25 protein-coding genes and 1 riboswitch are annotated in these 22,593 nt (G+C 25.2%); of the genes, 22 read left to right on the forward strand and 3 right to left on the reverse strand.

Annotated elements, in window-relative coordinates; genetic code table 4:
• Positions 1-12: 12 nt before the first annotated feature.
• The 9 genes from SGLAD_RS01455 (at position 13) to frr (ending at position 7,522) form a co-directional block, all read left to right on the forward strand.
• Positions 13-534, forward strand: coding sequence for a ferritin-like domain-containing protein (locus tag SGLAD_RS01455; RefSeq protein WP_134297267.1), 522 nt, complete (start codon positions 13-15; stop codon positions 532-534).
• A 271-nt stretch (positions 535-805) separates the two neighbouring features.
• On the forward strand, positions 806-1,669 hold the full coding sequence (rpsB, locus tag SGLAD_RS01460; protein WP_134297268.1) for a 30S ribosomal protein S2: 864 nt from the start codon (positions 806-808) through the stop codon (positions 1,667-1,669).
• A gap of 12 nt (positions 1,670-1,681) precedes the next feature.
• Positions 1,682-2,551: a translation elongation factor Ts gene (tsf, locus tag SGLAD_RS01465; RefSeq protein ID WP_134297269.1), complete on the forward strand. Its 870-nt coding sequence runs from the start codon at positions 1,682-1,684 to the stop codon at positions 2,549-2,551.
• Between the two features lie 11 nt (positions 2,552-2,562).
• Positions 2,563-3,366 (forward strand): hypothetical protein, encoded by an 804-nt coding sequence (locus SGLAD_RS01470; protein WP_134297270.1) that lies wholly within the window; start codon positions 2,563-2,565, stop codon positions 3,364-3,366.
• Between the two features lie 49 nt (positions 3,367-3,415).
• Positions 3,416-3,506, forward strand: a riboswitch (TPP riboswitch).
• A gap of 23 nt (positions 3,507-3,529) precedes the next feature.
• Positions 3,530-4,510, forward strand: a complete 981-nt coding sequence (locus tag SGLAD_RS01475; protein WP_166739151.1) for an energy-coupled thiamine transporter ThiT — start codon at positions 3,530-3,532, stop codon at positions 4,508-4,510.
• A gap of 25 nt (positions 4,511-4,535) precedes the next feature.
• Positions 4,536-5,018 carry an ATP-binding cassette domain-containing protein gene (locus tag SGLAD_RS01480; RefSeq protein ID WP_134297272.1) on the forward strand — a complete coding sequence of 161 codons (483 nt, stop codon included), beginning with the start codon at positions 4,536-4,538 and terminating at the stop codon, positions 5,016-5,018.
• Positions 5,019-5,104: 86 nt separating this feature from the next.
• Entirely contained in the window at positions 5,105-6,121 is a 1,017-nt protein-coding gene (locus tag SGLAD_RS01485) for an ABC transporter permease (protein WP_134297273.1), read from the forward strand.
• Between the two features lie 124 nt (positions 6,122-6,245).
• A complete protein-coding gene (gene pyrH, locus SGLAD_RS01490; protein WP_134297274.1) occupies positions 6,246-6,962 on the forward strand; it encodes a UMP kinase in 717 nt (238 codons plus the stop codon).
• A gap of 14 nt (positions 6,963-6,976) precedes the next feature.
• Entirely contained in the window at positions 6,977-7,522 is a 546-nt protein-coding gene (frr, locus tag SGLAD_RS01495) for a ribosome recycling factor (RefSeq protein ID WP_134297275.1), read from the forward strand.
• 67 nt (positions 7,523-7,589) lie between these two features.
• Here the strand turns inward: frr and SGLAD_RS01500 are convergent, their stop codons facing one another.
• Positions 7,590-8,051: an ASCH domain-containing protein gene (locus SGLAD_RS01500; RefSeq protein WP_134297276.1), complete on the reverse strand. Its 462-nt coding sequence runs from the start codon at positions 8,049-8,051 to the stop codon at positions 7,590-7,592.
• Positions 8,052-8,267: 216 nt separating this feature from the next.
• On the opposite strand from SGLAD_RS01500, the gene SGLAD_RS01505 reads away from it, so the two are divergent.
• Together SGLAD_RS01505 and SGLAD_RS01510 are read left to right on the forward strand one after the other, a co-directional pair.
• Positions 8,268-10,175, forward strand: coding sequence for a hypothetical protein (locus SGLAD_RS01505; protein ID WP_134297277.1), 1,908 nt, complete (start codon positions 8,268-8,270; stop codon positions 10,173-10,175).
• Positions 10,176-10,236: 61 nt separating this feature from the next.
• Positions 10,237-11,721, forward strand: a complete 1,485-nt coding sequence (locus SGLAD_RS01510; protein WP_134297278.1) for an MFS transporter — start codon at positions 10,237-10,239, stop codon at positions 11,719-11,721.
• A gap of 11 nt (positions 11,722-11,732) precedes the next feature.
• Here the strand turns inward: SGLAD_RS01510 and ispG are convergent, their stop codons facing one another.
• The gene (ispG, locus tag SGLAD_RS01515; protein WP_134297279.1) at positions 11,733-12,809 is read right to left on the reverse strand and encodes a flavodoxin-dependent (E)-4-hydroxy-3-methylbut-2-enyl-diphosphate synthase; all 1,077 of its coding nucleotides are present in this window, start codon (positions 12,807-12,809) and stop codon (positions 11,733-11,735) included.
• Positions 12,810-12,903: 94 nt separating this feature from the next.
• On the opposite strand from ispG, the gene SGLAD_RS01520 reads away from it, so the two are divergent.
• From SGLAD_RS01520 to SGLAD_RS01555, 8 genes are all read left to right on the forward strand, one after another.
• On the forward strand, positions 12,904-13,755 hold the full coding sequence (locus tag SGLAD_RS01520) for a hypothetical protein (protein WP_134297280.1): 852 nt from the start codon (positions 12,904-12,906) through the stop codon (positions 13,753-13,755).
• Complete coding sequence (locus SGLAD_RS01525) at positions 13,756-14,508, forward strand: segregation and condensation protein A (protein ID WP_134297281.1); 753 nt, start codon at positions 13,756-13,758, stop codon at positions 14,506-14,508.
• A 1-nt stretch (position 14,509) separates the two neighbouring features.
• On the forward strand, positions 14,510-15,064 hold the full coding sequence (gene scpB, locus SGLAD_RS01530) for an SMC-Scp complex subunit ScpB (RefSeq protein ID WP_134297282.1): 555 nt from the start codon (positions 14,510-14,512) through the stop codon (positions 15,062-15,064).
• Between the two features lie 3 nt (positions 15,065-15,067).
• The gene (locus tag SGLAD_RS01535) at positions 15,068-15,811 is read left to right on the forward strand and encodes a pseudouridine synthase (RefSeq protein WP_134297283.1); all 744 of its coding nucleotides are present in this window, start codon (positions 15,068-15,070) and stop codon (positions 15,809-15,811) included.
• 2 nt (positions 15,812-15,813) lie between these two features.
• Complete coding sequence (locus SGLAD_RS01540) at positions 15,814-16,428, forward strand: deoxynucleoside kinase (RefSeq protein ID WP_134297284.1); 615 nt, start codon at positions 15,814-15,816, stop codon at positions 16,426-16,428.
• 58 nt (positions 16,429-16,486) lie between these two features.
• Positions 16,487-17,203 carry a YebC/PmpR family DNA-binding transcriptional regulator gene (locus SGLAD_RS01545; RefSeq protein WP_134297285.1) on the forward strand — a complete coding sequence of 239 codons (717 nt, stop codon included), beginning with the start codon at positions 16,487-16,489 and terminating at the stop codon, positions 17,201-17,203.
• A gap of 57 nt (positions 17,204-17,260) precedes the next feature.
• On the forward strand, positions 17,261-18,280 hold the full coding sequence (locus SGLAD_RS01550) for a fructose-bisphosphatase class II (protein WP_134297286.1): 1,020 nt from the start codon (positions 17,261-17,263) through the stop codon (positions 18,278-18,280).
• An 81-nt stretch (positions 18,281-18,361) separates the two neighbouring features.
• Complete coding sequence (locus tag SGLAD_RS01555; protein WP_134297287.1) at positions 18,362-19,114, forward strand: hypothetical protein; 753 nt, start codon at positions 18,362-18,364, stop codon at positions 19,112-19,114.
• Between the two features lie 61 nt (positions 19,115-19,175).
• On the opposite strand, the gene SGLAD_RS01560 is transcribed toward SGLAD_RS01555, so the two are convergent.
• The gene (locus SGLAD_RS01560; protein WP_134297288.1) at positions 19,176-19,739 is read right to left on the reverse strand and encodes an inorganic diphosphatase; all 564 of its coding nucleotides are present in this window, start codon (positions 19,737-19,739) and stop codon (positions 19,176-19,178) included.
• Positions 19,740-19,813: 74 nt separating this feature from the next.
• On the opposite strand from SGLAD_RS01560, the gene SGLAD_RS01565 reads away from it, so the two are divergent.
• From SGLAD_RS01565 to mreB, 3 genes are all read left to right on the forward strand, one after another.
• A complete protein-coding gene (locus SGLAD_RS01565) occupies positions 19,814-20,509 on the forward strand; it encodes a hypothetical protein (RefSeq protein WP_134297289.1) in 696 nt (231 codons plus the stop codon).
• A 45-nt stretch (positions 20,510-20,554) separates the two neighbouring features.
• Positions 20,555-21,403 carry an ECF transporter S component gene (locus SGLAD_RS01570; protein WP_134297290.1) on the forward strand — a complete coding sequence of 283 codons (849 nt, stop codon included), beginning with the start codon at positions 20,555-20,557 and terminating at the stop codon, positions 21,401-21,403.
• A 112-nt stretch (positions 21,404-21,515) separates the two neighbouring features.
• Positions 21,516-22,526 carry a rod shape-determining protein gene (gene mreB, locus SGLAD_RS01575; RefSeq protein WP_134297291.1) on the forward strand — a complete coding sequence of 337 codons (1,011 nt, stop codon included), beginning with the start codon at positions 21,516-21,518 and terminating at the stop codon, positions 22,524-22,526.
• Positions 22,527-22,593: the final 67 nt, after the last annotated feature.

Raw genomic sequence — 22,593 nt, forward strand, 5'->3', positions numbered from 1 at the left:
AAGGAGGAAAATATGGAAAAAATCATACATAATAACTTACAACAATATATTGAAGAACATGCAAAAATGCAGTTTATTTGTTATAACTTAAGTCAAAATTGTAGTGATCTTGGTTATCCTGGGTTTACACATTTCTTTCAAGTTCAAGCACAAGATGAATTTGTACATCAAAGAAGAATAATGAATTATATGTCAGATAGAAATATTAGATTCATAGCTCCAAATGTACAAGTTGAAAATAAAAGCCATGCTGATATTGTTGAAATTTTAAAAGCTTATGTAGAATATCGTACTCATTTTGCAAATTTAACTGATGAATTTTCAAAAAACGCAAAAGAAGTTAATGATTATACTACTTTTAAATTCTATGAATGATTTGCAATTGATTTTTATGAAGAAATTTCAGAAACAAATGATTTAATTGATTGATTTAATATGAAAAACTCAAATCATTATGAAATTGATAAAAAAGCATTAGAACGTGAAAATCCTGATACATTATCAGTTGTAGATCCATTCGCACCACACAATTAAAATATAATTAAGTATTTACTTTATTATATTTTTTTTTTTTTTTTGTATAATTTAATTTTTAAGTTTATAAAAATTGATTTGTATTTTATAAAGGACTTGATATTAACTTGCTTTTTATTTATACTCATTATGTTGTATATAACTTTACTCTAAATATGCAATCACAATTGGGAATTTATTTACCTAGTGCCTATTATTTTAATTATTTATAGGTGGTAAGTTTTAGAACCATTTGGAAGTTTAACGAATAAAAATAGAAGGCAGGATAAAAATGGCAAAAGACTTAACAAGAGATCAGCTTTGAGATGCAGGTGCACATTTTGGTCACCAAACAAAGCGTTGAAATCCTAAAATGAAACCATATATTTATGGAGAAAAAAATAAAAATCATGTTATTGATTTACAAAAAACTTTAAGAAAATTAGAGGATGTAAAAAAACTAGTTACATCAATTGGGACTAAAAAAGAAAAAATAATTTTTGTAGGAACAAAAAAAACTGCAAGAAACGCAGTTAAAGAAGCGGCTTTAAGAAGTGGAAACTTCTTTGTAAACTCTAGATGATTGGGTGGAACATTAACAAATATGAAAACTATTTCATTGAGAATTAAAGCTCTATGAGATATTGAAAATGAAGAAAAAACTGGGAAAATTAATTTAAGACCAAAAAAAGAACAAATTTTAATAAAAAAAGAAAAAGCTAAATTAGAAAAAACTTTAGGTGGAATCAAACAAATGCACAAACTACCTGCTGCAATGTTTGTAATTGATCCTAAAAATGATGAAATTGCAGTTAAAGAAGCAAGAAAATTAAGAATTCCAATTATTGGAATTTGTGATACAAATGTTGATCCAGACTTAGTGGATTTTGTAATTCCTGCAAATGACGATATTCAAGAATCAATCAACATAATTATTAATTATGTTGTTGATGTATATGGTGATGCAGCTGGATTAAAATTACAACCAAGTAGTTTAAAAGTTGTTGCTCAAAAAAGAGAAGAAAATCAACAAAATCAAAGATATGGTGATTCAAGACCTCAAAGAAGATTTGATGATGATCATGATGCATCAAAAAAAGCAGCAGCATTAGAAGATTCTAAAAAATCTGAAGCTTCAAAAAAAGAAAGTGAATAAGGAGGTAAATTTATGGCAGTAAACCCACAACAAATAAAAGAATTAAGAGAATTAACATCAGCTGGAATGATGGATTGTAAAAAAGCTCTTGAAGCAACTAATGGTGTAATCGATGAAGCAATTGTTTGATTAAGAGAAAACGGCTTAGTTAAAGCAGCTAAAAAATCAGATCGCGTTGCAGCTGAAGGTGTTGCTTTTGCAAAAACTAATGGTAAAAGAGGAATAGTTTTTGAAGTTAATTCCGAAACTGATTTCGTTTCAAAAAATGAAAAATTTATGAACCTTATTAAAGAAATGGGAGAAGCGCTAATTACTTCTGAAGCTAATTCTCTAGAAGAAGCTTTAGAAGTTAAGATTAGCAATGGGACTATTAAAGAAGCTTGCTTAAATGCAACAGCAACAATTGGTGAAAAAATTGAACTAAGAAGATTTGCTGCAGTTAACGATGGAACAACGGCTGTTTATAATCATGCAAATAGTCGTATATCAGTATTGCTTCAGTTTGAGGGAGATATTTCTTCAGAAGATGCTTATGATGTATGTATGCATGTTGCTGCAATGGCTCCAAAATACTTATCAAAAGATGAAGTTCCACAGGACTTTAAAGATGTAGAGATGCATATAATTAAAGAAAACACAGATTTAACTGGAAAAGATGAAAAAATAGCAAAAGGAATTTTAGAAGGTAAGTTAAATAAAAAGCTTGCAGAAGTTACATTACTTGAACAAAGTTTTGTAAAAGATGAAAAACAATCAGTAGGAAACTTTATCAAATCCAAAAAAGCAACTTTAAAAACTATGTATAGATTTGAAGTTGGAGAAGGAATTGAAAAAGTAGTTACTGATTTTGCAGCAGAAGTTGCAGCACAATTGAAAGGTTAAGTGAGTAAAAAATGTTATTAGCAGATAGTAGATGAGTTGGAATTGGAGAATTAGATAAAAAAAATATTTTATTAATTCTAATTGTTCAATTAGCAGTTGTTATAATACCAACAATATATACATTATTTATATTATTTAAATTTAAAAAAATAGAAGATAAAAGAAAAAAAGTTAGCAAATCATGAATTTCAATAATTCTTTCATTACAAGGAGTCACTTTAATCCCCACAATCGCTGGTTGATTAATGTACTTTGGAAAGTCAATGTTAGCAGATAATTATGATCTTGCATTAACATTAGCTTGAGTATTTATTGGATTATGCTTTGCGCTGATTATTACTTGATTTACTTTATTATTCTTTTTACCTCAAAGAGTTTGAGTATTCTTCACAGAGGATAAATTGTATATTTTTGATAAAGGTATTAAAAAACAAAAAATTATTAACATTGTAAATGATATGTCAAAAGGAAATATTTATATAAATTACACTGAGGGAAAAACAAGTCTTAAAAAAATTGCTATTCCTGCTTTATCATCTACAGGTACATTTATATTCGCTAACGCTCCTATTGAAGGTATAGAAGTTGTTGAAGGAAGTCAAGCTGATTTCTTTAAAGCAAAAAGTATCGAATTGAAAATGGGAGGTTCATTAGACGAAGTTCAAGAACCTATTCAAGCAGATTCAAATACAATTGTTGAAGAAAACTCAAATACAATTGTTGAAGATAATAATCTTGAACAAGTCGATAATGGTGCAACTGATTTAAAAGATAATGAAAAATCTATTTTTAAAGATGACGAGTTCGAAGACTAATAACTTTTAAAAAAACCTATTATAGGTTTTTTTTGTTATAAAATTAAGTTGAAAAAGGCAGAGGTAACTATAAAGTTTGAGAAATACTCTTTGAACCTGATCTAGTTAATACTAGCGTAGGAAGTCCTTGATTTTTTAATCTGCTTTTTTCATGGAGGAGTTCATGGAAAAAAATAAAAAAATAGCTAATATTATTTTGACAGTGCTTACAAGCATTAAAACAATTTTACTAATAGGTTTGTTAATTTATTATATGATTAAAGTTTTAGACGCTAGTCAATATGATGATGAAGGTAATATCATTGCTTTAAATAATAGTCAAAAAGGACTAATATATTTTGCTTTTATTTCAATAATTGTAACTTTTATATTATTAGCAATATCTTTTTTGATTTATTTTATATATGATTATGAAAATAAAAATAAGCTAATACTATTTTCATTTTTAACATTTAGTATTGAAGGATTAATTTTTTCTTTATATTTAATAACAAAAACAGGATATCAAAAATTAAAAATTGATTTCAAATTTTTTAAAAAGTGAAAAATTATAGACATAACATTGATAGCTCTGCTGCTTTGTTTATATTTATTAATTAGTTTTATAACTGGATTTATTCCACAGATGCCATTTTGAATTACAATTTCAATTAAATATATTATATTGTATTTTGGAGCATATATATTATCACTATCTGCTTCGTTTACACTTTGCTTGTTAGCAGCTTGTTTAACTACAATTATGCCTGGTACAGCAATTCATACTTTTGTTCAATACTTATTTGATTATTTCATACCAATTGTTGGTTTTTTTGTAGCAGGTTTTTTTGTTCCGAAAAATGAAATAAAAAATAAATATTATCAAATATTTAGTTGATTGATATTTGTAATATCACCGATATTTGTTCTCTATGGTAGTAGAGTGTTATCTGGAGTTTTATATTGATTAAATCCAGCTGCGCTTGGAGATGATGTATATTATTCATTTTTATGAGAAGGAAGATGAGGATATTCTGCAATTTACAACTCATTTAACACAATTACAGATTATGTTACTTTACAAATACTTGTTCCTGTTATATGTAAAACATTAACTTATATAAAAAACAAAGTGGAGTTAAAAAAACTAAATAGTTATAATTAGTTTATATTTTTTTAGAGGTTTTAAAATGAAAGAAAAAATAAAAGAAATTAAAAAAGAACTTGATAAAACTATACCATTGATAAAATTAACAAATGTAACTAAAAAATATAAAAATAAGGTTGCATTAAAAAATATTAATTTTGAAATAAATTATGGCGATAGAATTGGAATAATTGGAGCCAATGGTGGAGGAAAGCCCACTTTAAGTGAAATACTTGGAAACATAAGAAAACCAACAAATGGTAAAATTTTCAGGCAAGATAACATAATAATTGGATTGCAGTTTCAAGAATCTAAATATCCTGCAGGAATAACTGTTTTTGATATGATCAAATATTATTTAGAAACATTTGATATTGAAATGAGTGAATCAGAGTTAGATAAAATTTTAAATATATATCAGATCAGTGCTTTTAAAAATAAATTTTTAGCAAATTTAAGCGGTGGACAACAACAAAGAGTTAACATTCTATTAAGTTTAATTCATAATTCAGATGTTGTATTTTAGATGAAATTTCAACAGGTCTTGATATTGAAGTTAGAAGTGAAATTTTTGATTACATTAAAGAAAAAGTTGTTAATGAAAATAAAGCTATGGTCCTTGTTACGTACATGATGAGTGAAATTGAAGAGTTGTGTAATAAATTTATTTATATTCATAATGGTGAAATAAAAGACTATGGAAATGTAAGTGATCTTGTAAAAGAATATAAATTTGTTCACAATTACACTTGAAAAAATTTCAAAGAACAAAAAGCAAAAGATTATGAATTGTCAAAATTAAAAGAACAAAAAAATAATACAAAAAATAATAAAAATAAGTTTGATAAAATAATCAATAAAGCAAATAATAAAGGTAAAAACTTACCCTTAATTAATTTACTCATAAAATACTATTTTAAGAGTATTGTACAACCATTCTTTTTATTTGGTTTTCCAATAATTATGTTGTTTATAGAAGGATTTGTTTTTAAAGGTAAGATGTTAAGTAACAACCTAGGAGACACAGAATATAGTTTATTGCATAATATAATTGGGTCAATATCAATAACACAAATTATTGCAACAGGAATTTTTGTAATTCCCCAAACAATCATAGAATTTAAAAATAGTGTTTTATTAAAACGAATAGGAGCAACAAATATTAAACCATTATTTTTTGTATTAACAGTAATTACGATAGGAACAATATTTATGGTTATAACTTTTTTTTGAACATTACTATGAGCTGGAATAATGTTTGGCTCTAGTTATGGTTGAAAAGAAATAGCAACACCTTATCAAACTCCTTATGCTTTAATATTTTTATTAATAATTTTGTTGGGATCAATATCTTTAGGGATGTTATTATCAAGTTTATTTAAATCAACAACTGATTATGTTGCTGTTGCAAATATTTTATATTTACCAATTGCCTTTCTAGGAGGGTCTTTTTTACCTATTGATTTTATTTTGTCGAGTGATGTTTTAAAATACGCAACATATTTAAATCCGTTTAAATATTGCATGGAACCTTTTAATGAAGCTTGAGCTGGAAAATTAACTTTTGATTATAAGATTTTTATGTGTTTCGTGTTTAATTATAATTATATTTATAACAATTACTTCTAAAAAACTAAAATGAGAGTCTTAATCAATATAAAAAAAATAAGTTTATAAACTTATTTTTTTAGCATTTATTTATTTTTTAATTTAAAAAATACAATTTTGTTATAATCTTTTTAGTGAGGTAGATATGGCATTAAAATTTAAACGTGTATTATTAAAAATTTCAGGAGAAGCATTAAAGGGAAGCTCAGAAGAAATTTATGCTAAAGAAAAATTAGAAGACATCGCAAGACAAGTAATAGATTTAACAAGAGAAGGCTTACAAGTTGGAGTTGTTGTTGGAGGAGGAAATATTTGAAGAGGAAAATTAGCTGGGACATTAGAACTTCAAAGAATTGATGCTGACTATATGGGAATGTTTGCAACTATTATGAACGCTTTAGCATTTGAAGCAACTATAAAAAAAATGGGGTTTGAAAAAGTTAAAGTTTATTCTTCTTTAGAAATTAGAACTGTAACAAGTAATTATAATTATCGTAACGCAAGAGAAAAGTTAGATGAAGGATATATTGTAATATTTGCAGGGGGAACTGGATTTAGTTATTTTACAACAGACACAGGAGCTTGCATTAGAGGTATAGAAATTAAAGCTGATGCTTTATTGATGGCAAAAAATGGTACAAAAGGAGTTTATGATTCAGATCCAAATACTAACCCTGATGCAAAATTTTTACCAGATTTATCATTTCATGATTTAGTGGTTAAAAACTTACAAGTTATGGATTCAACAGCTGCAAGTTTAGCAAAAGATGGAAAATTAGAAATTGTTGTTTTTGATATGAATGGACAAGACAATATTAAAAAAATTGCCCATGGTCAATTAGAAGCAACATATATTAAATAAGAGGGGAATAAAATATGTTAAAAAATATATTAGAAAATACACAATTGGAAATGGAAGAAGTTATTGATTCATTTCAAAATTATTTATCAAAAGTTAGAACGGGAAGAGCTAATGCTGGAATGTTAAAAAGTGTTATAGTTGATTTTTATGGATCACCAACTCCTATTGATCAAACTAGTCAAATTACATCTCCTGAACCACAACAATTAATTGTTAAACCTTATGATAGAGGACAACTTCCAAATGTGGTTGCGGCAATTAATAAAGCCGATCTTGGTTTAAATCCAATGAGTGAAGGGGATTTAATTAGAATTATAATTCCTCAATTAACTGAAGAAGTAAGAAAAGATTTAGTAAAAAAAGTTCACAAAGAATTAGAAACTTTTAAAATTAGAATTAGAAACTCTAGAAGAGATGCAAATGATAAAATAAAAAAATCTGAATTAAATGAAGATGATAAATCTTATGGTGAACAAGAAGTTCAAAAATTAACAGATAAATACATTTTAAATTTAGATAATATTTTCAAAGAAAAAGAAAAAGATTTAATGACATTATAACTATATAAACAACAAAAAAAGTAAGTCACTTTAAGAAATCAAAGATTTTTTAAAGTGACTTACTTTTTTAACTTTTTTTATAAACTAATTCAAACTCTTCAAACACTATTATTAATTCATCATTAAATTCAAAATTATTTTCTTTTGCAATTCGCTTTAAAAATAGCTCGTGATTATAATTTCAAGATTCTAAATTTTTATCTTCACCTTCTAATTTACAAATTTCAAAAGTCATATTTTTGTATTTTATAAGTCTAACGTTTGTTGTTCTAATTACACATCTTGGATTATTGTAATAATCAGTAACAATAGAATATTCTCCTATTTCTGGTAGACTTTCTTTTTCAATTTCAAACTGTTTTAAAACTGATGAAGTTGCTTTTTTCTTACCTGACAAAACAAGTTCTAATAAATTATTTGCTAATTCTTCTGTATGACCAAAATAAAAGTACTCACTATATTTTATAATTTTTTCTAAATTATTTTTGTCAATAAATTCTAATCAAAAATCTTCTATTTTTTTATTCATTCCTTACTTCCTTTTTAAATATAACAAACTTATATATTAATTATTTCTAATTGTAATAAGTGTATAACAATAATTCAAACTTATTACAAAGAAAATAACTTAAAAATTTATTTTCTATACTTAAAAAAACATAATTTTTAATTTTACTTTACAATTAAGTAAAATTAGTTAATAATAATATTGATATTTAAAAAATAAAAGATAGAGGTGCTAATTATGGGCTATAAATTAGGGGCATTAGTATCTTATAATGATGAAAATTGAGTAATTATAGACATTAAAACTAAAGAAATATCAGAAGGGCAACTGACTTTTCTAAAAATTAAAAACGTTTTAAGTCAAGAAATTATTAATGTTAATTCAAATATTGTAAGAGAAGTTGAAATAAAACCTATAAAAGATGATAAAAAAGAAACTTTAGAAGATACACAATATATTCAATCTTTATTTAAAAGTGTTGGAGATGATGACTCTGATGAATTTTTTGATTTTGGTGAAGAAGATTCTTTATTTGACATTGAAGAAATAGAAATTGATAACTCATTAAAAAGTATTGAAGAATATGATTCGATAAAAGAAAATAATCAAGAAAATAATTTTGTAAGAGAACAAGAAATTTTTCAACCTCCTGAAACTAATGTGCATATAACAAATAAAAGTTTAAACGAAAACACTATGGCATTTGTAAATTCAAATCCAGTTGACGACACTTTAAGTAACATGCAACCAATTGGAATTTTGAAAAAAGAAAGAAGAAATGACAATAATGATTTAAACAACCTATATGAAGGTCCAAAAATCATGCCCTCTAGAGTAAGAAATAACAATAATAATGTAAATGTTTTAAATGATTACAAAAATACGAGCCAGATTGAAAATCAAAATATTAATGAAAATATTTTAAAAAGTGAAGAAATTCAATTTAATAATAATTTCACTCAAAATGATAGTATTAAAATTAATAATGCTTTGCAAAATAATCAAACTCAGACAAAAATAAATAATGTTAATCTAAATTACATTAACCAACAAATTAATGACGAAATTATTAAACCAAACATAACAGAGGTTAATGAAAAATTAAGTTTATTAAATAATAACGGTTTACAAAATAGTACTGATAATGTATTTACTAAAAAAGAAAATACGTATGATTCACCTGTTTTTTATAAAAAAAGTTTTGAAAGTTTAAGAGATGGTAATAAAAGTACTTTAAATAGCTTATATTCTACTACGTCTAAAAATAATCTTGAAAACAAAAAAATAGAACCAATAAATTTCAAAAAAACTATGGCAGACCCAAACATTTATGATTACTCAAAAAATGTTCAAAAACCTGAAGTTCCTTTTGAAGAATCTTTAGAAACTGCTGAACTAGATACTAAAACAGATAAATTGATATTAGAAGGACTTGTAGGAAAAGCAAAAAAACACAAAGAAAAACACTTTGACGCTTTAACAACAGGACCTTTAAATACCAAAAAATTACTAGAAAGTTTTAATAAACAACAAAAAATATCTGAAAACATTAAAAATAACTTTAAAACAAATCAAGAGAAAAATGAAAATACAATTTTTGGTTTAAATTCAAAACAAAACAAAAATTTATTAAAGGAATCTAAAACTTATAAAAAGTTTAAATTGATGACAGGTTTTTTAATAGCTATTTTTACAATTTCTTTTATATTACCAATTATTGGGATTTTTATGAAATCAAGTTTTGCTTATTTAGAATTAAAAGAGTTTAACTTTAATTCTATATTAGAAAAAGTTTTACACCTTTACATTTTAGATCAAAATTCTTTTATAGAGCAAAAAGTATATTTTGTTGCTGATTTATTTTTAATAATTCTAACACCAATTTGATTTTTAACTTTAATGATTTATGCATTGGTTTATCTAATCAGCATAAGTGATAAACAATACAAAAAAATAGCTTATTATAATTTTGAGTTACAAAATAAAATGGAAATAATTGAGCAGATTCAAGAATACAATAATGAATCAAGTACTTATATTATAAAAATTCATAATGATATTAAAAGACTAAAAAAAGACTTAAATTATTCAAAAAGTAGCAGTAATAAAGAAGAAAAAGAGCAAACAATTAATATCCCGCATTAAATTGGGGGTATTTTTTTATCTTTTGTATTAAAATAAAATAAGATTTTTTAAAGGAGAAAATATGCAAAATTGAGATTTGATAATAATGATGCCAATTTTTTTGATTGCAAGCTTTTTTATAGTTGGTTTTGTGATTTATAAAGAAAAAATTAAAAAAAGAACATACTTATTTTTAATTGAAATAACGATTTTTTGATTTGCAGTTTCTGTTATTGGATATCAACTTACCAATTATGCAGCTAGTTCATTTCAAAGCTTAAGCTCAATTAGCTATATATTGATGATATTGTTTGGTTCAAGTTTTTTTGTGTTAATTTTTAAACCATTGGCAACATTTTTAACTGGTTTTATAAAACTAAGAAAATTATGAACAACAATTTCATATAGTTTGCTAATATTAATAGGAATTTTATTAAGTTCCATACAAATTGACAAAGTCTTTATCATTTTTTTATCAATTATTTATGCGATTTTGTTGTCAACATCTACAATTCATAATTTAATTTTAAATGAGCAACATTATTATCGAATTAACACATTACCAGTAACTTGGATTTGTTACATTTTTATTGGAGTCGGAAGTATTTTAGGAATTTATTTTTGTAGCTTAGAAACAGAAGTTTTAAAGTTGAATAACTATTTATTTTTTAATATATTTGTTATTTTAGCAGGGCTTTTTGTTTTAATATTTAGTTTAACTTATTTTAAAGAAAATAAAAATTTATCTGGATCATTTGATCAAGAAGTAATAATTCAACTTCCTAAAAAAAATAATTGAAACTTTTTAATTATTTATTTTTTAACATTATTAATTTCATTAACATATTCTCTATCTAATTCTTTAACTACAAAAACATTTATGAGTTTAAAACTACTAGAGAGTGGTTATTTAAAAGAAGAAATTCAAACTTTAATAAGGGTTTTTGATTATGCTTCTGTTATCCCTTCTTTATTGGTCTCATACTTTATCTTTAAGTATCTTTTAAAATATTTTGGTCAAAGATATTTTCTAATGATTAATTTATTTGGTTTAGCAATTATGTATTCTATACTAGCTTTTACAAGTAATCCCTATATTTTTATAGTATTAAATATTTTTATTGGAATATTTTACAATCAAATTATTTATACATTATTTTCATTTTGTATGTTTTGAAATTATAGAGCGCCTTCAAATCCAGTAACGGGTTTCTTTGGAACTGCGTTATTTTTAGGAAAAGTAATTATTGAAACAACAGAAGGAGCATTAATTAAAGATCATACTTCAATATTTAAAAGTTTAGATGATATTTTTGATATTAATAATCATGAAACTCTTAGAGAAAATTTGACAGGTTATGGAAATATATTATCAATAACTTTTTCTATTTGTGCTGTAATAGTATTTATAATGATATTAATTTATTATTATACAAGTAAAAAATTAATTGCTGATTTTGTTAATTATAGATTAGCAACTCAAAATTTAAAAAGTATTTTGAAAAAGCGAGTTATTCAAAAAACTAAAACTCAAATTGATGTAACAAAATTAAAAATTAAAAATTAAAAAATCAGCAATTAACTTTGCTGATTTTTTCAACTATCGTAGTATTCAAGTATTAGTTCTTTTAATTCAGGAACAAGTTTTTCTTGTTCTACTGTTTTAAAAATTTTTCCTTTTTTAAAAATTATTCCACCATTTCTTCCTCCGGCAATACCAATATCTGCTTGACTAGCTTCGCCAGGGCCATTAACCACACATCCTAAAATCGCAATTTTTAATGGAAACTTTAATTCTTCAACAAATTCTTCAACTTCATTAACAACATCTTTTAATCCAAATTCTAACCTTCCGCAAGTTGGACAAGCAATAACTTCTACAATATTTTCATACAAGCCCATTGAATTTAGTAATTTTTTTGCCACTTTAATTTCCATAATTGGGTCTTCGCTTAAACTAATTCTTATAGTAGAACCAATTCCGCTATATAATAGATATCCAATTCCAAAACTTGATTTAATTGCTCCGTTTAATAAACTTCCAGCTTCTGTTATACCGATGTGAGCGGGATAATTTCAAATTTCACTTGCCAAACTATAAGCTTCAATAGCCATAAGTGGATCTGTCGCTTTTAATGAGTATATAATGTCATAAAATTCTAGTTTTTCTAAAATTTCAATATGTTCTCTTAGCGCTTCAACCATACACTTTGAAGTTCAACCATATTTTTCAACTAATTTTTTTGGTAAACTCCCTGAATTTATACCAATTCTTATAGGAATTTTTTTTTCTTTGCATTTATTTACAACTGCAATTGTATTTTCTTCAATTCCAATGTTTCCAGGATTTATTCTAATTTTTGCACAACCAGCATCTGCAGCTATTAAAGCAAATTTATAATTAAAATGAATATCAGCAACAACGGGAATAGGACTTTTTTTAACAATTTCTGCTAAACAATTGGCATCGTTAATTCCTAATACAGCTACTCTTACAATTTCGCATCCTTCATTATATAATTGATTAATTTGTTTGATTGTTTCTTCTACATTATGTGTTTTTGAAGTTGTCATTGACTGGATAACAACTTTGTTGTTTCCACCAATTTGAACATTTCCAACAAAAACCTTTTTTGTATTTTCTCTATTTATCATGTTTATTAATCTTTCTAAAACTCCTATTAAAAATAATACCATACAAGAAAAGAAACAAATATTTAATATATAATAAAAAAAGTGGGGTGTAATTATGGCGGATAAAATAACATTAAAAGATATTGTTGAAATTAATAAAATATTATCTAAAAAATCATACACTTCATTTAAAGAATTTGAAACCTATTTAGATGTAATTGGTGAATATATTGATGATACATTTTTTAAACAAGACATAATTGCTGAAAAGTTAATTAGAAATCAAGAAAAAAGCTCTAGATTCATTGATTTAAAAATAACAAAGCCAGAAATTGATTTATCACAAAAAAACTTACATGATTATTTATCTAATTGTAAAAGAGCAATCGAAAAAGCATTATATAGCGATTCTGGAACTTTTGACTTGTCAATATTTATAGAAATTAAAAGTACGGTAAGATATATATTGGAAAAAACTTATAAAATTGAAAGCTTAAGTGATTATCAAAATTTATATGGAATTAATACAATAGAATTCCATCAACAAAATGAAACTTTTAAATATCTTTATAGTGTTTTTGATAAATTTACATATATAGCAAGACACTTAAACGAAAGATATTTACAACACAATAAAGTTGATGTGAGTGAAATGTCATTAAAATTTTTTAAAGACTTTCCAAAAGATATATCTTTTTTATGTAAGAATACAATGGCTTACCAAAATTTAAATGATACAATTGAGCTAATTACTTATTCTAAGGCGTGACATTTTGTTAGAAAACTAAGAAACACCTTAGAACATGATTTTGCAGACCCAACAGAAAAATATAACATTACGTTTTTAATAGAACTTTTATTTATAATAATTGGAAGAATAATGTTAGTTTTAAATAAAACTATTCAAACAGAATCAGAAATAAGAAATACCTTAGAAAACTTAGAAAAAAAAGAAAGGGTGGAATAGTTGAAAGAACGTTTTAACCAAATTGAACTTGATAATTTTACAGGTCCACTTGATCTTTTATTGCATATGGTAAAAGAAAAAAAAATTAGTATTTTAGAAATAAATTTATTAGATTTATCAAATCAATATGTAGAATATATAAAAAAATTTGTTAATCAAGATATAGAAATAGCTAGTGAATATTTAGTTATGGCAGCTTATTTAATTGAGTTAAAATCTAAATTTTTAATTCCAAAAGAAGAAATAAATATTGACTCAAGTTATGAAGAAGACAAAAGAGATGAACTTCTTTCTAGACTTTTAGAATATCATAAAATTAAAGAAGTTACTGATTTTTTTAAACAACAACAAAGTCACGGTTTAAAAGCTTTGAGCAAATCAAAAAGTATAATTAAAATTACAAAAATTGACGATGATAAATTACCGCTGGCTCCTAATAATATTGATCTTGATAAATTTTCAAAAATATTTTTAAAAGCAATTGAAAAATCAAAATTTAGAACATTAGAAACAAATACATTAACAACAACTGAAATTTCTCCTGAAGAAATAGCAGCAGAAATTAAAAAATATTTATTAAAACATCAAATTGAAAAAATAAAGTTAGAAGATTTAATCGAAAAAAAAGATTTTTCACTAAGAATGTTAGTCGCAACTTTCATGGCTGTACTTGATCTAGCATCTAAAAAAGTTATTTACATTCATCAAGAAGGTGAAGAAATAATTATTGAAAATATTTGAGAAGGAGAATAAAATGGATTTAAAAAAAGAGATGTCTATAGTAGAAGGACTACTTTTTATAAATGGTGATGAAGGTGCAAGTCTTGATGATATTAAATTAATTTTAGAAATAAATGATAGTAATTTAGTAGAACAAATTATTACACAGCTAATTGAAAAATATCAAAATGATATGTCATCTGGTCTTGATATTCAAAGATTTGCAAAAGTCAAATATCGAATGATAACTAAAAAAGAAAATGTAGATTATTTCATAAAGTTATCTAACATTAAGACTGAAACTAAACTTTCTACAGCAAGTATAGAAACTCTATCAATAATTGCTTACAAAGGACCGATTACAAGAGCTGATGTAGAAAATATTAGAGGGGTAAACTCAGATTCTATTTTTTATAAACTTAAATTAAGAGGTATGATTAGTGAGGCCGGGAAAAGTAACGAAGTTGGAAAACCAACTTTATATAAAGTTACAGACAATTTTTTAAAATATTTTAATTTAAATAGTTTAGATGATTTACCAAAACTAAAAGAACAAAACGAAAAAGAACAAGACATATTTGGAAGGTAAAAAATGGAAAGATTACAAAAAATAATAGCATCAAGAGGATATTGTTCAAGAAGGCAAGCTGAATATTTAATTTCACAAGGAAGAGTAAAAGTTAACGGAGTTTTAATAAATGAACTAGGAAAATCTTTTGAAAATAATGTAGAGATTATAATCGATAATAAAATAGTCAAAAAAGAAGTAGACAAAGTATATTATTTATTTAATAAACCAAGATTAGTTTTAACTACAATGAAAGATCCAAAAGGAAGACCAACCGTTGCAGATTATTTTAAAAACACTAAGGAAAGAGTTTTTCCTGTAGGAAGATTAGATTATGATGTAAGCGGTGCTTTATTAATGACTAATGATGGGGAATTTGCTAATTTTGTAATGCATCCAAGATATGAATTTAGAAAAACTTATCAAGCTTTATGTAAAGGTTCTGTTTCTAAAACTCAAGTTAAAGAACTTATTAAAGGAGTAATAATTGATGATGATTATAAAACTAAAGCAATTTATGCAAATTTAATAAAATATGATCCTAAATTTGATGAATCAATAATTGAATTAACAATAGCAGAAGGGAAAAAACATCATGTTAAAAAAATGTTAATTGCAGCAGACATTTATTTAAAAAAATTAAAAAGAACACAAATTGAATTTTTAGAAGTAAATGACTTAGAAGTTGGAAGTTTTAGAACTCTAAAACCTCATGAAGTAAAACAATTTTATGGACTATATAATTCAACTTCTAAAAAGCGTTCATAGTTATGAGGATTGCTTTTTTTGGAACGGTTGGTTCTGGCAAAACAACTTTAATACAAAGATTTGCAAAAACTATAAATCATTCAATAGTTTTAGAACCAATTTATGATTGCCCATATTTTGAAAAGCATTATGAAGATATGAAAAATCAAGCTTTTAAAATTCAAATTTATATGTTATCTGCAAGAGCAAAACAATTAATTGAAACAAAAAACAATTTCAATATTATATTTGATAGAACAATCTTAGAAGATTTAGTATTTACAAAAACAAAATTGGATATGAATTATATGAACAAAGTTGATTATCAAACATATTTAGATTTGTTTAATACTATTGTTCTACCAAATTTAGCTCAAACTACAAACTTTGATTTAGTTATTTATTTAAAAGTTAGTGATCAAAAGTCACTAGAAAGAATTAAAGCTAGAGGCAGAAAAGAAGAAATTGAAATTAACGAAAAATATTGAGAAACATTAAATAAAAACTATGAACACTTTTTTGGTTATTTTAAAAAAAACTTTAATTTTTTTGTTATCAATGGTAATGATGACAATTTAGAAAATAAATTAAATAAATTAGAAAAAAAAGTTTCACAAATGTTAAAAGATAACAATTAATAGTTTAATTAAATTTTAAAATGTTGTAAAATGTTAAATATTAGTAAAGAGGATTTTTATGGGAAGAGCGCACGAAGTTAGAAAACAAAGCATGGAAAAAACCGCTGCTATGAAGTCAGCGATTTATGGAAGAGCAGCAAAAGAAATTTATATGGCAGCAAAATCTGGTAGTACAGATCCAGATTCTAATTTAGCATTAAGAAGTGCTATTGATAAAGCAAAATCAAAACAAGTTCCAGCAGATGTCATTCAAAGAGCAATCAAAAGAGCAGCTGGTGGAGATGCAGAAAGTTATACATCAAATCGTTATGAAGGTTATGGTCCTGGTAATTCAATGATAATAGTTGATTCTTTGACTACAAATGTTAACAGAGCTATTGCAGAAATTAGAGATGCATTTAACAAAAATGGTGGAAAACTTGCAAATGCAGGTGCTGTATCGCACTCATTTCAAACAACAAGTGTATTTGCTTTTGAAGGTAAAAACGTAGAAGAAGTTTTAGAATTACTTATGGAAATTGAATGTGAAGTAAATGATGTTGTTGATGAAGAAGGTTTAACAGTTGTTTATGCTCCTTTTAATGCTTTTAACAATGTGAAGCAAGCATTAGATAATGCTAATATAAAAGAATATAAAATGGCAGAAATAACTATGTTAGCAGACGAAAATATAAAAATTAGCGATCAAGAAGAAGCTGTAAAATTTGAAAAACTAATTAATAAATTAAACGAACTAGAAGATGTTCAAAACGTTTATCACAATGTTGAAGACTAGACTATGTTAAAAACATAGTTTTTATTTTGCTATAATAAAATCATTGGAGAAATAAAGATGAATAGAGATATTATTTTATTGAGAGCTGTTGAAGTAGCTGCGCTTGCAACACACAAATATATTGGTAAAAAAGATAAAAATTTAATAGATCAAGCAGCTGTTGAAGCACTCGAAGTGATTCTTAAAAATGAAAAAGATTTTAGACTAAAAGTTGTTAACGGTGAAGGGGAATTGGATGAAGCACCAATGCTTTATGTTGGCCAAATTTTAGGTGACTTACAAAATCCTGATGCAAAAATTTATGATATGTCAGTTGATCCTGTTGAAGGAACTTATCCTGCAGCATATAATTTTGCAGGAAGTGTTGCTGCTATTGCTATATCAAGAGAAAATACACAACTTCAATTACCAGAGATGTATATGGAAAAATTATTTGTAAGTGATGAGTTTAGAGATTTAATTAACCTTAACAAAGGAATAGTTGAAGTTGTAAAAGATATGCAAATTTTTTCAGGAAGAAGAGATTTAAAATGCATCATTTTAGATAAACCAAGACATAATAATATAATAGAAAAATTAAGCGAGATGGGTGTGATTGTTAGAATGATTCAGGACGGAGATGTTCTTGCAGCAATAGATGTTGTTAATGGCGAAGCTGATTTTGTATATGGGATTGGTGGTGCGCCAGAAGGAGTTTTAATGGCAGCTCTTTCAATTGCATCTGGATGTAAAATGCAATCAAAGTTAGTGCACTATAAAACAATATGAGAAAATGAAAAAGAAACTGAATTAAGAAGTCAAATTGAAAATGCTTGACTAGAAAAACATAACATTGACGAAAATACTATACTTGATGATTTGGATTTAATTTCAGACCCAAGAGCTAGATTTTTTGCAGCAGGTATCACTGCTGGTGGTTCTTTAAAACCAATTGATTATAAAAACGGAAAGTTTTATGTTAATGCATTTATGGCTAGTCATGGTATTGCAAGAAATATTAAATCTGTATATGACATAAAAAAAGTAAATGCTTTAAAACCGGGTATTAAATCAATATTTGATAAATACAAAAGATAATATATAATGTTGATTTGTTATAATATAAAAAGTAAAAAGGAGTAGATTGCTATCGATATATTAATATATGTTGCAAGTGCATTGACAATCGCTTGTTTAATAACAATAAAAATTTTTGACACATTTATATATTCAAATGCAAAGATTATAAATATTAACTCTGCTGATATAAATATATCTACTTCAAAAATTAATGAAATTATTTCAAAATTTTTAGAGCATTTAAAAATAGATGATCTAAAAGTAATTTATGGAGATCATAATTCTTATATAAGAGTTACAAAAATGTTGAATAAAAATAAAAAACAAATTGATATTCCTAAATGGATTATGCCAAGTGTTGGATATGAATTAGATTATTTACTTGGAAGTATTTGATATAGTTCAAAAATTTATCAAAAAGATAAATATGTAAAAAGATTTAACTTAATAGCTCAAGTTTTGCCAACATTTTTTATATTTGCATATTTATTGTTTTTTGTTTTAAATATTATTTTAATTATTTTAAATAAATATGTTTTATCGTCAGCTGATTATTATGGAAGCATTTTTGAATTTTTAGGTAAATACTTTATCCTAGATATGTTTGTAATAATATTATTTATTTTTTACATTTCATCTTTATATTTTGCAACAAAACAAAAAATAAATATTGAAACATTATACGAAAGAGATATTGTAAAATTTGTTGATGAAAACTGTGTAGGTTATAAGTCAGATATTGGCGCTGCAAGAGTTCATTCTATAAAAATTGATAAACTATTTTTTAATACTTTTATGTTTAATAAAAAAACTTCAAATATGAAATTTTTAGGACCATTCACATTATTATAAAAAAATACTCAAATATAAAACTATAGAATTTATTTTCTAAGTTTATATATTTGAGTATTTTTTAACCTTGACCTAAACCTTTTTCTTTTCATTCGGCAAGAATTTCTTCTTTACCTCCCGGTTTAGAATATCTTTCTTTATATTCTTGATATCTTTCTTTACATTCTTTAATTTCGTTGATAGCATGATCTAAATCACCTCAACCATTTATTTTCACTTCTTTTTTTTGTAATGCTTTATATTGCAAGAAGAAATTTTCTATTTCGTCTTTTAAATGTTGAGGCACGTCTCTTAATGTTTGATAGGCATTAAATCTAGGATCATCATTAAATACTCCAAATAATTTAGTATCAATTTCTCCTGCATCTATCATTTTTATAGAACCTAAAATACGAATGTTAACTTTAACACCTGGCATAGTAGGGTATGTTACTAAGCTTATTACATCAAGAGGATCTCCGTCTCAATCTAAAGTTTCATCAATAAATCCATATTCACCTGGATAAAAGTTTGCCCCGTATAATACTCTATCAAGACTTATTGATTTAGTGTTTATATCATATTCATATTTATTAGAACTACCTTTTGGAATTTCCACTATCATTTCTATAATATTATTTTTCATTTTATTTCTCCTTTTACATATTCATTTTATAGTAAAATGTTTGTATATTTATAATAAAAAAAAGGAAAATAGAAATGAAAAATAATAATAAAGTAAGTAATGTTGATAAAAAAATTATTGAGGAAATTGAACTAGGTACATTTCAAACAAGAAACTGAAAAACTTATTTTAAATTGACCCCATATAAAGTTTCAATTCTTGGGGTTATAGTTGCTTTGAATATTTTATTATCTCTAATTAGCGTTTATGCTTTAGCTCCATTTACAATGGCTGGATTTTTAAGAGTTGAAATAAGTTTTTTAACTTATTTAATAGCTTGAAAACTTGTTAATGGTTTTTATGCGTTACTAATTATAACTCCAACTACTTGATTACGCTATGCAGGGATTGATCCAAATGCAGAACCAATAGGTATGACATCGATGAATCTAAGTGATTTATTTGCATTAGCAACATTTATTGGTCTTAGTTTTATTTTTCAATTAAAAAACGACGAAGTAGGAAAAATGAAATTTCATATTAAGTTTATTTTTGTAGCAATATTAGTATCGCTTTTAACAGGTGTATGAAATATATTTTTAAACTTTAGTTTTATTTTAGATTTATATAGTACATATTTTGGAGTTGAAGCAATTCAAAATCTTAAAAATTGAGCTTTTGCAGGACTTTTAATATTTTTTAATTTAATTAAATATGTTGTTAACTTCTGATTGTTTTTAACTTTCTATGAAACTATTAAAATAATTTACAAAAAAAGAGTTTTTTCTTAATTATAAATGTTATAATTTAGATGTTATTATAGAAGGAACTTATTTATGGAAAAAAAAGATTTAAACCATGAGATTCCTGAGCATAACAAAGATGATGTTAAAGGTGATCATTATCACGACCAACACCACTTTGATGCAAAAGGAAATCATGACGATATTACAGAAGAAGAATTTAAATTTAAAAACAGTATTTATTCTTCTAAGAAAAATTTAATTTATAGAATAACAGCTTCAGGAATGTTTTTAGCATTAGCTTGTATCGGAAGTGCTATTGATATGTTTGGAGAAAGAATTTTCAAATTACCATTAAACGAAATAATATTATCAATTAGATACTTTGATATATTAATAATTTGTTTATCAATTTCATGTATTGGACCTGTGTTTGCAAGTTTATTAGCTTTCATTACACCATGAATTCATATGTTAATGGATGGAGATCATCCGCCATTAACTCACTTAGTAGATTCATTTGGATACTTTTCAGTTGTTTGAATTTTATGATTATTCTTTTATGTAATTTTTAGAAACTCATATATACATAAAGATCCAAAAAAAGGAATTTTTAAAAGATATATGTCTTTATTAGGGTTCATACCTGTATCAGTTATTATCTACACATTGTTTACAATTTTAATTATTTATGTTTCAGATCAAAGTGCAAGTCACGAACATCACGATCATGATGATGAAAATATTATAAATAAATTAATTGATCATCATGAAGGTCACGATCATGAAGCTCATGGTGACGAATGAGATTTATTTAAAGAAAAATTATGAACTTATAGCGCTATTATTTTTGGATTTGAACTAGTAAGATTTACAGCTTGTGGATTAGCATTTGTGTTACTTGAACCTCAAATTAAAAAAATTAATCACAGATACAGATAAAATTATAAAACTTGTTTTTTTAGGAAAAATAATAAAGACAAGTTTTTTTTGATAAAATGAGAGTGTAGTTAAATTTCTTTATTAATTACGATGAAATTGGAGGATATTATTCATGGCAAAGAAACCATTATATGTATCATTAGATTTAGGAACAGCATATACACTTGTTTATATTTCTGGACAAGGTATTGTATATAACGAACCTTCAATTGTAGCATATAAAATTAAAGAAAATAAAATAGTGGCTGTAGGGGATGAAGCTTATAAAATGATTGGTAAAGGGAACAAAAATCTTAGAATTGTTCGTCCTATGGTTGATGGTGTTATTACAGATATCAAAGCAACTCAAGCACAATTAAATTATATTTTTAACAGATTAAGATTAGATAAAACTTTACAAGGTTCAGTTATGTTGTTGGCTTGTCCATCAGTTATTACAGAACTTGAAAAAAGTGCGCTAAAAAAAATAGCAACTAATTTAGGAGCAACTCATGTATTTGTTGAAGAAGAAGTTAAAATGGCTGCTCTTGGTGGTGGTGTAAATATTGAAGCGCCAACAGGACAATTAGTTATTGATATGGGTGGAGGAACAACTGATGTTGCTGTAATTGCTTCAGGAGATATTGTTTCATCTAAATCAATTAAAATTGCTGGTAACACTTTAAATGAAGAAATTTTAAAATTTATTAGATCACAATATGGAATGGAAGTTGGAATTAAGACTGCTGAAACTGTAAAAATTCAAATGGGTTCATTAGCTAAATATCCTGATGAAAAATCTATGAAGGTTTATGGACGTGACGTAGTTTCTGGATTGCCTAGAGAAATAGAAATTACTCCTCCTGAAATAAGAGAAGTTTTAAAAATTTCACTTTCAAAAATTATTGATTTAACTGTTAGAGTGTTAGAAGAAACTCCACCAGAATTAGCAGGAGACATTTTCAGAAATGGATTAACTCTTTGTGGTGGTACTGCTTTAATAAAAGGTATTGATAAATATTTTGGAGATACTTTACAATTACCAGCAAAAGTTGGTCAACAACCTCTATTAGCTGTTATAAATGGTACAAAAAAATATGAAGAAAATATCTATGATGAATTAAGACAAATTTTAAGAAAATAAAAAATAATTTTCAAGTCACTTAAATAAAATTGGCTTGATTTTTTTTGTGTTTTTTAATTATGTTTTC

This window comes from Spiroplasma gladiatoris (assembly GCF_004379335.1).
Lineage (GTDB): Bacteria > Bacillota_I > Bacilli_A > Mycoplasmatales > Mycoplasmataceae > Spiroplasma_A > Spiroplasma_A gladiatoris.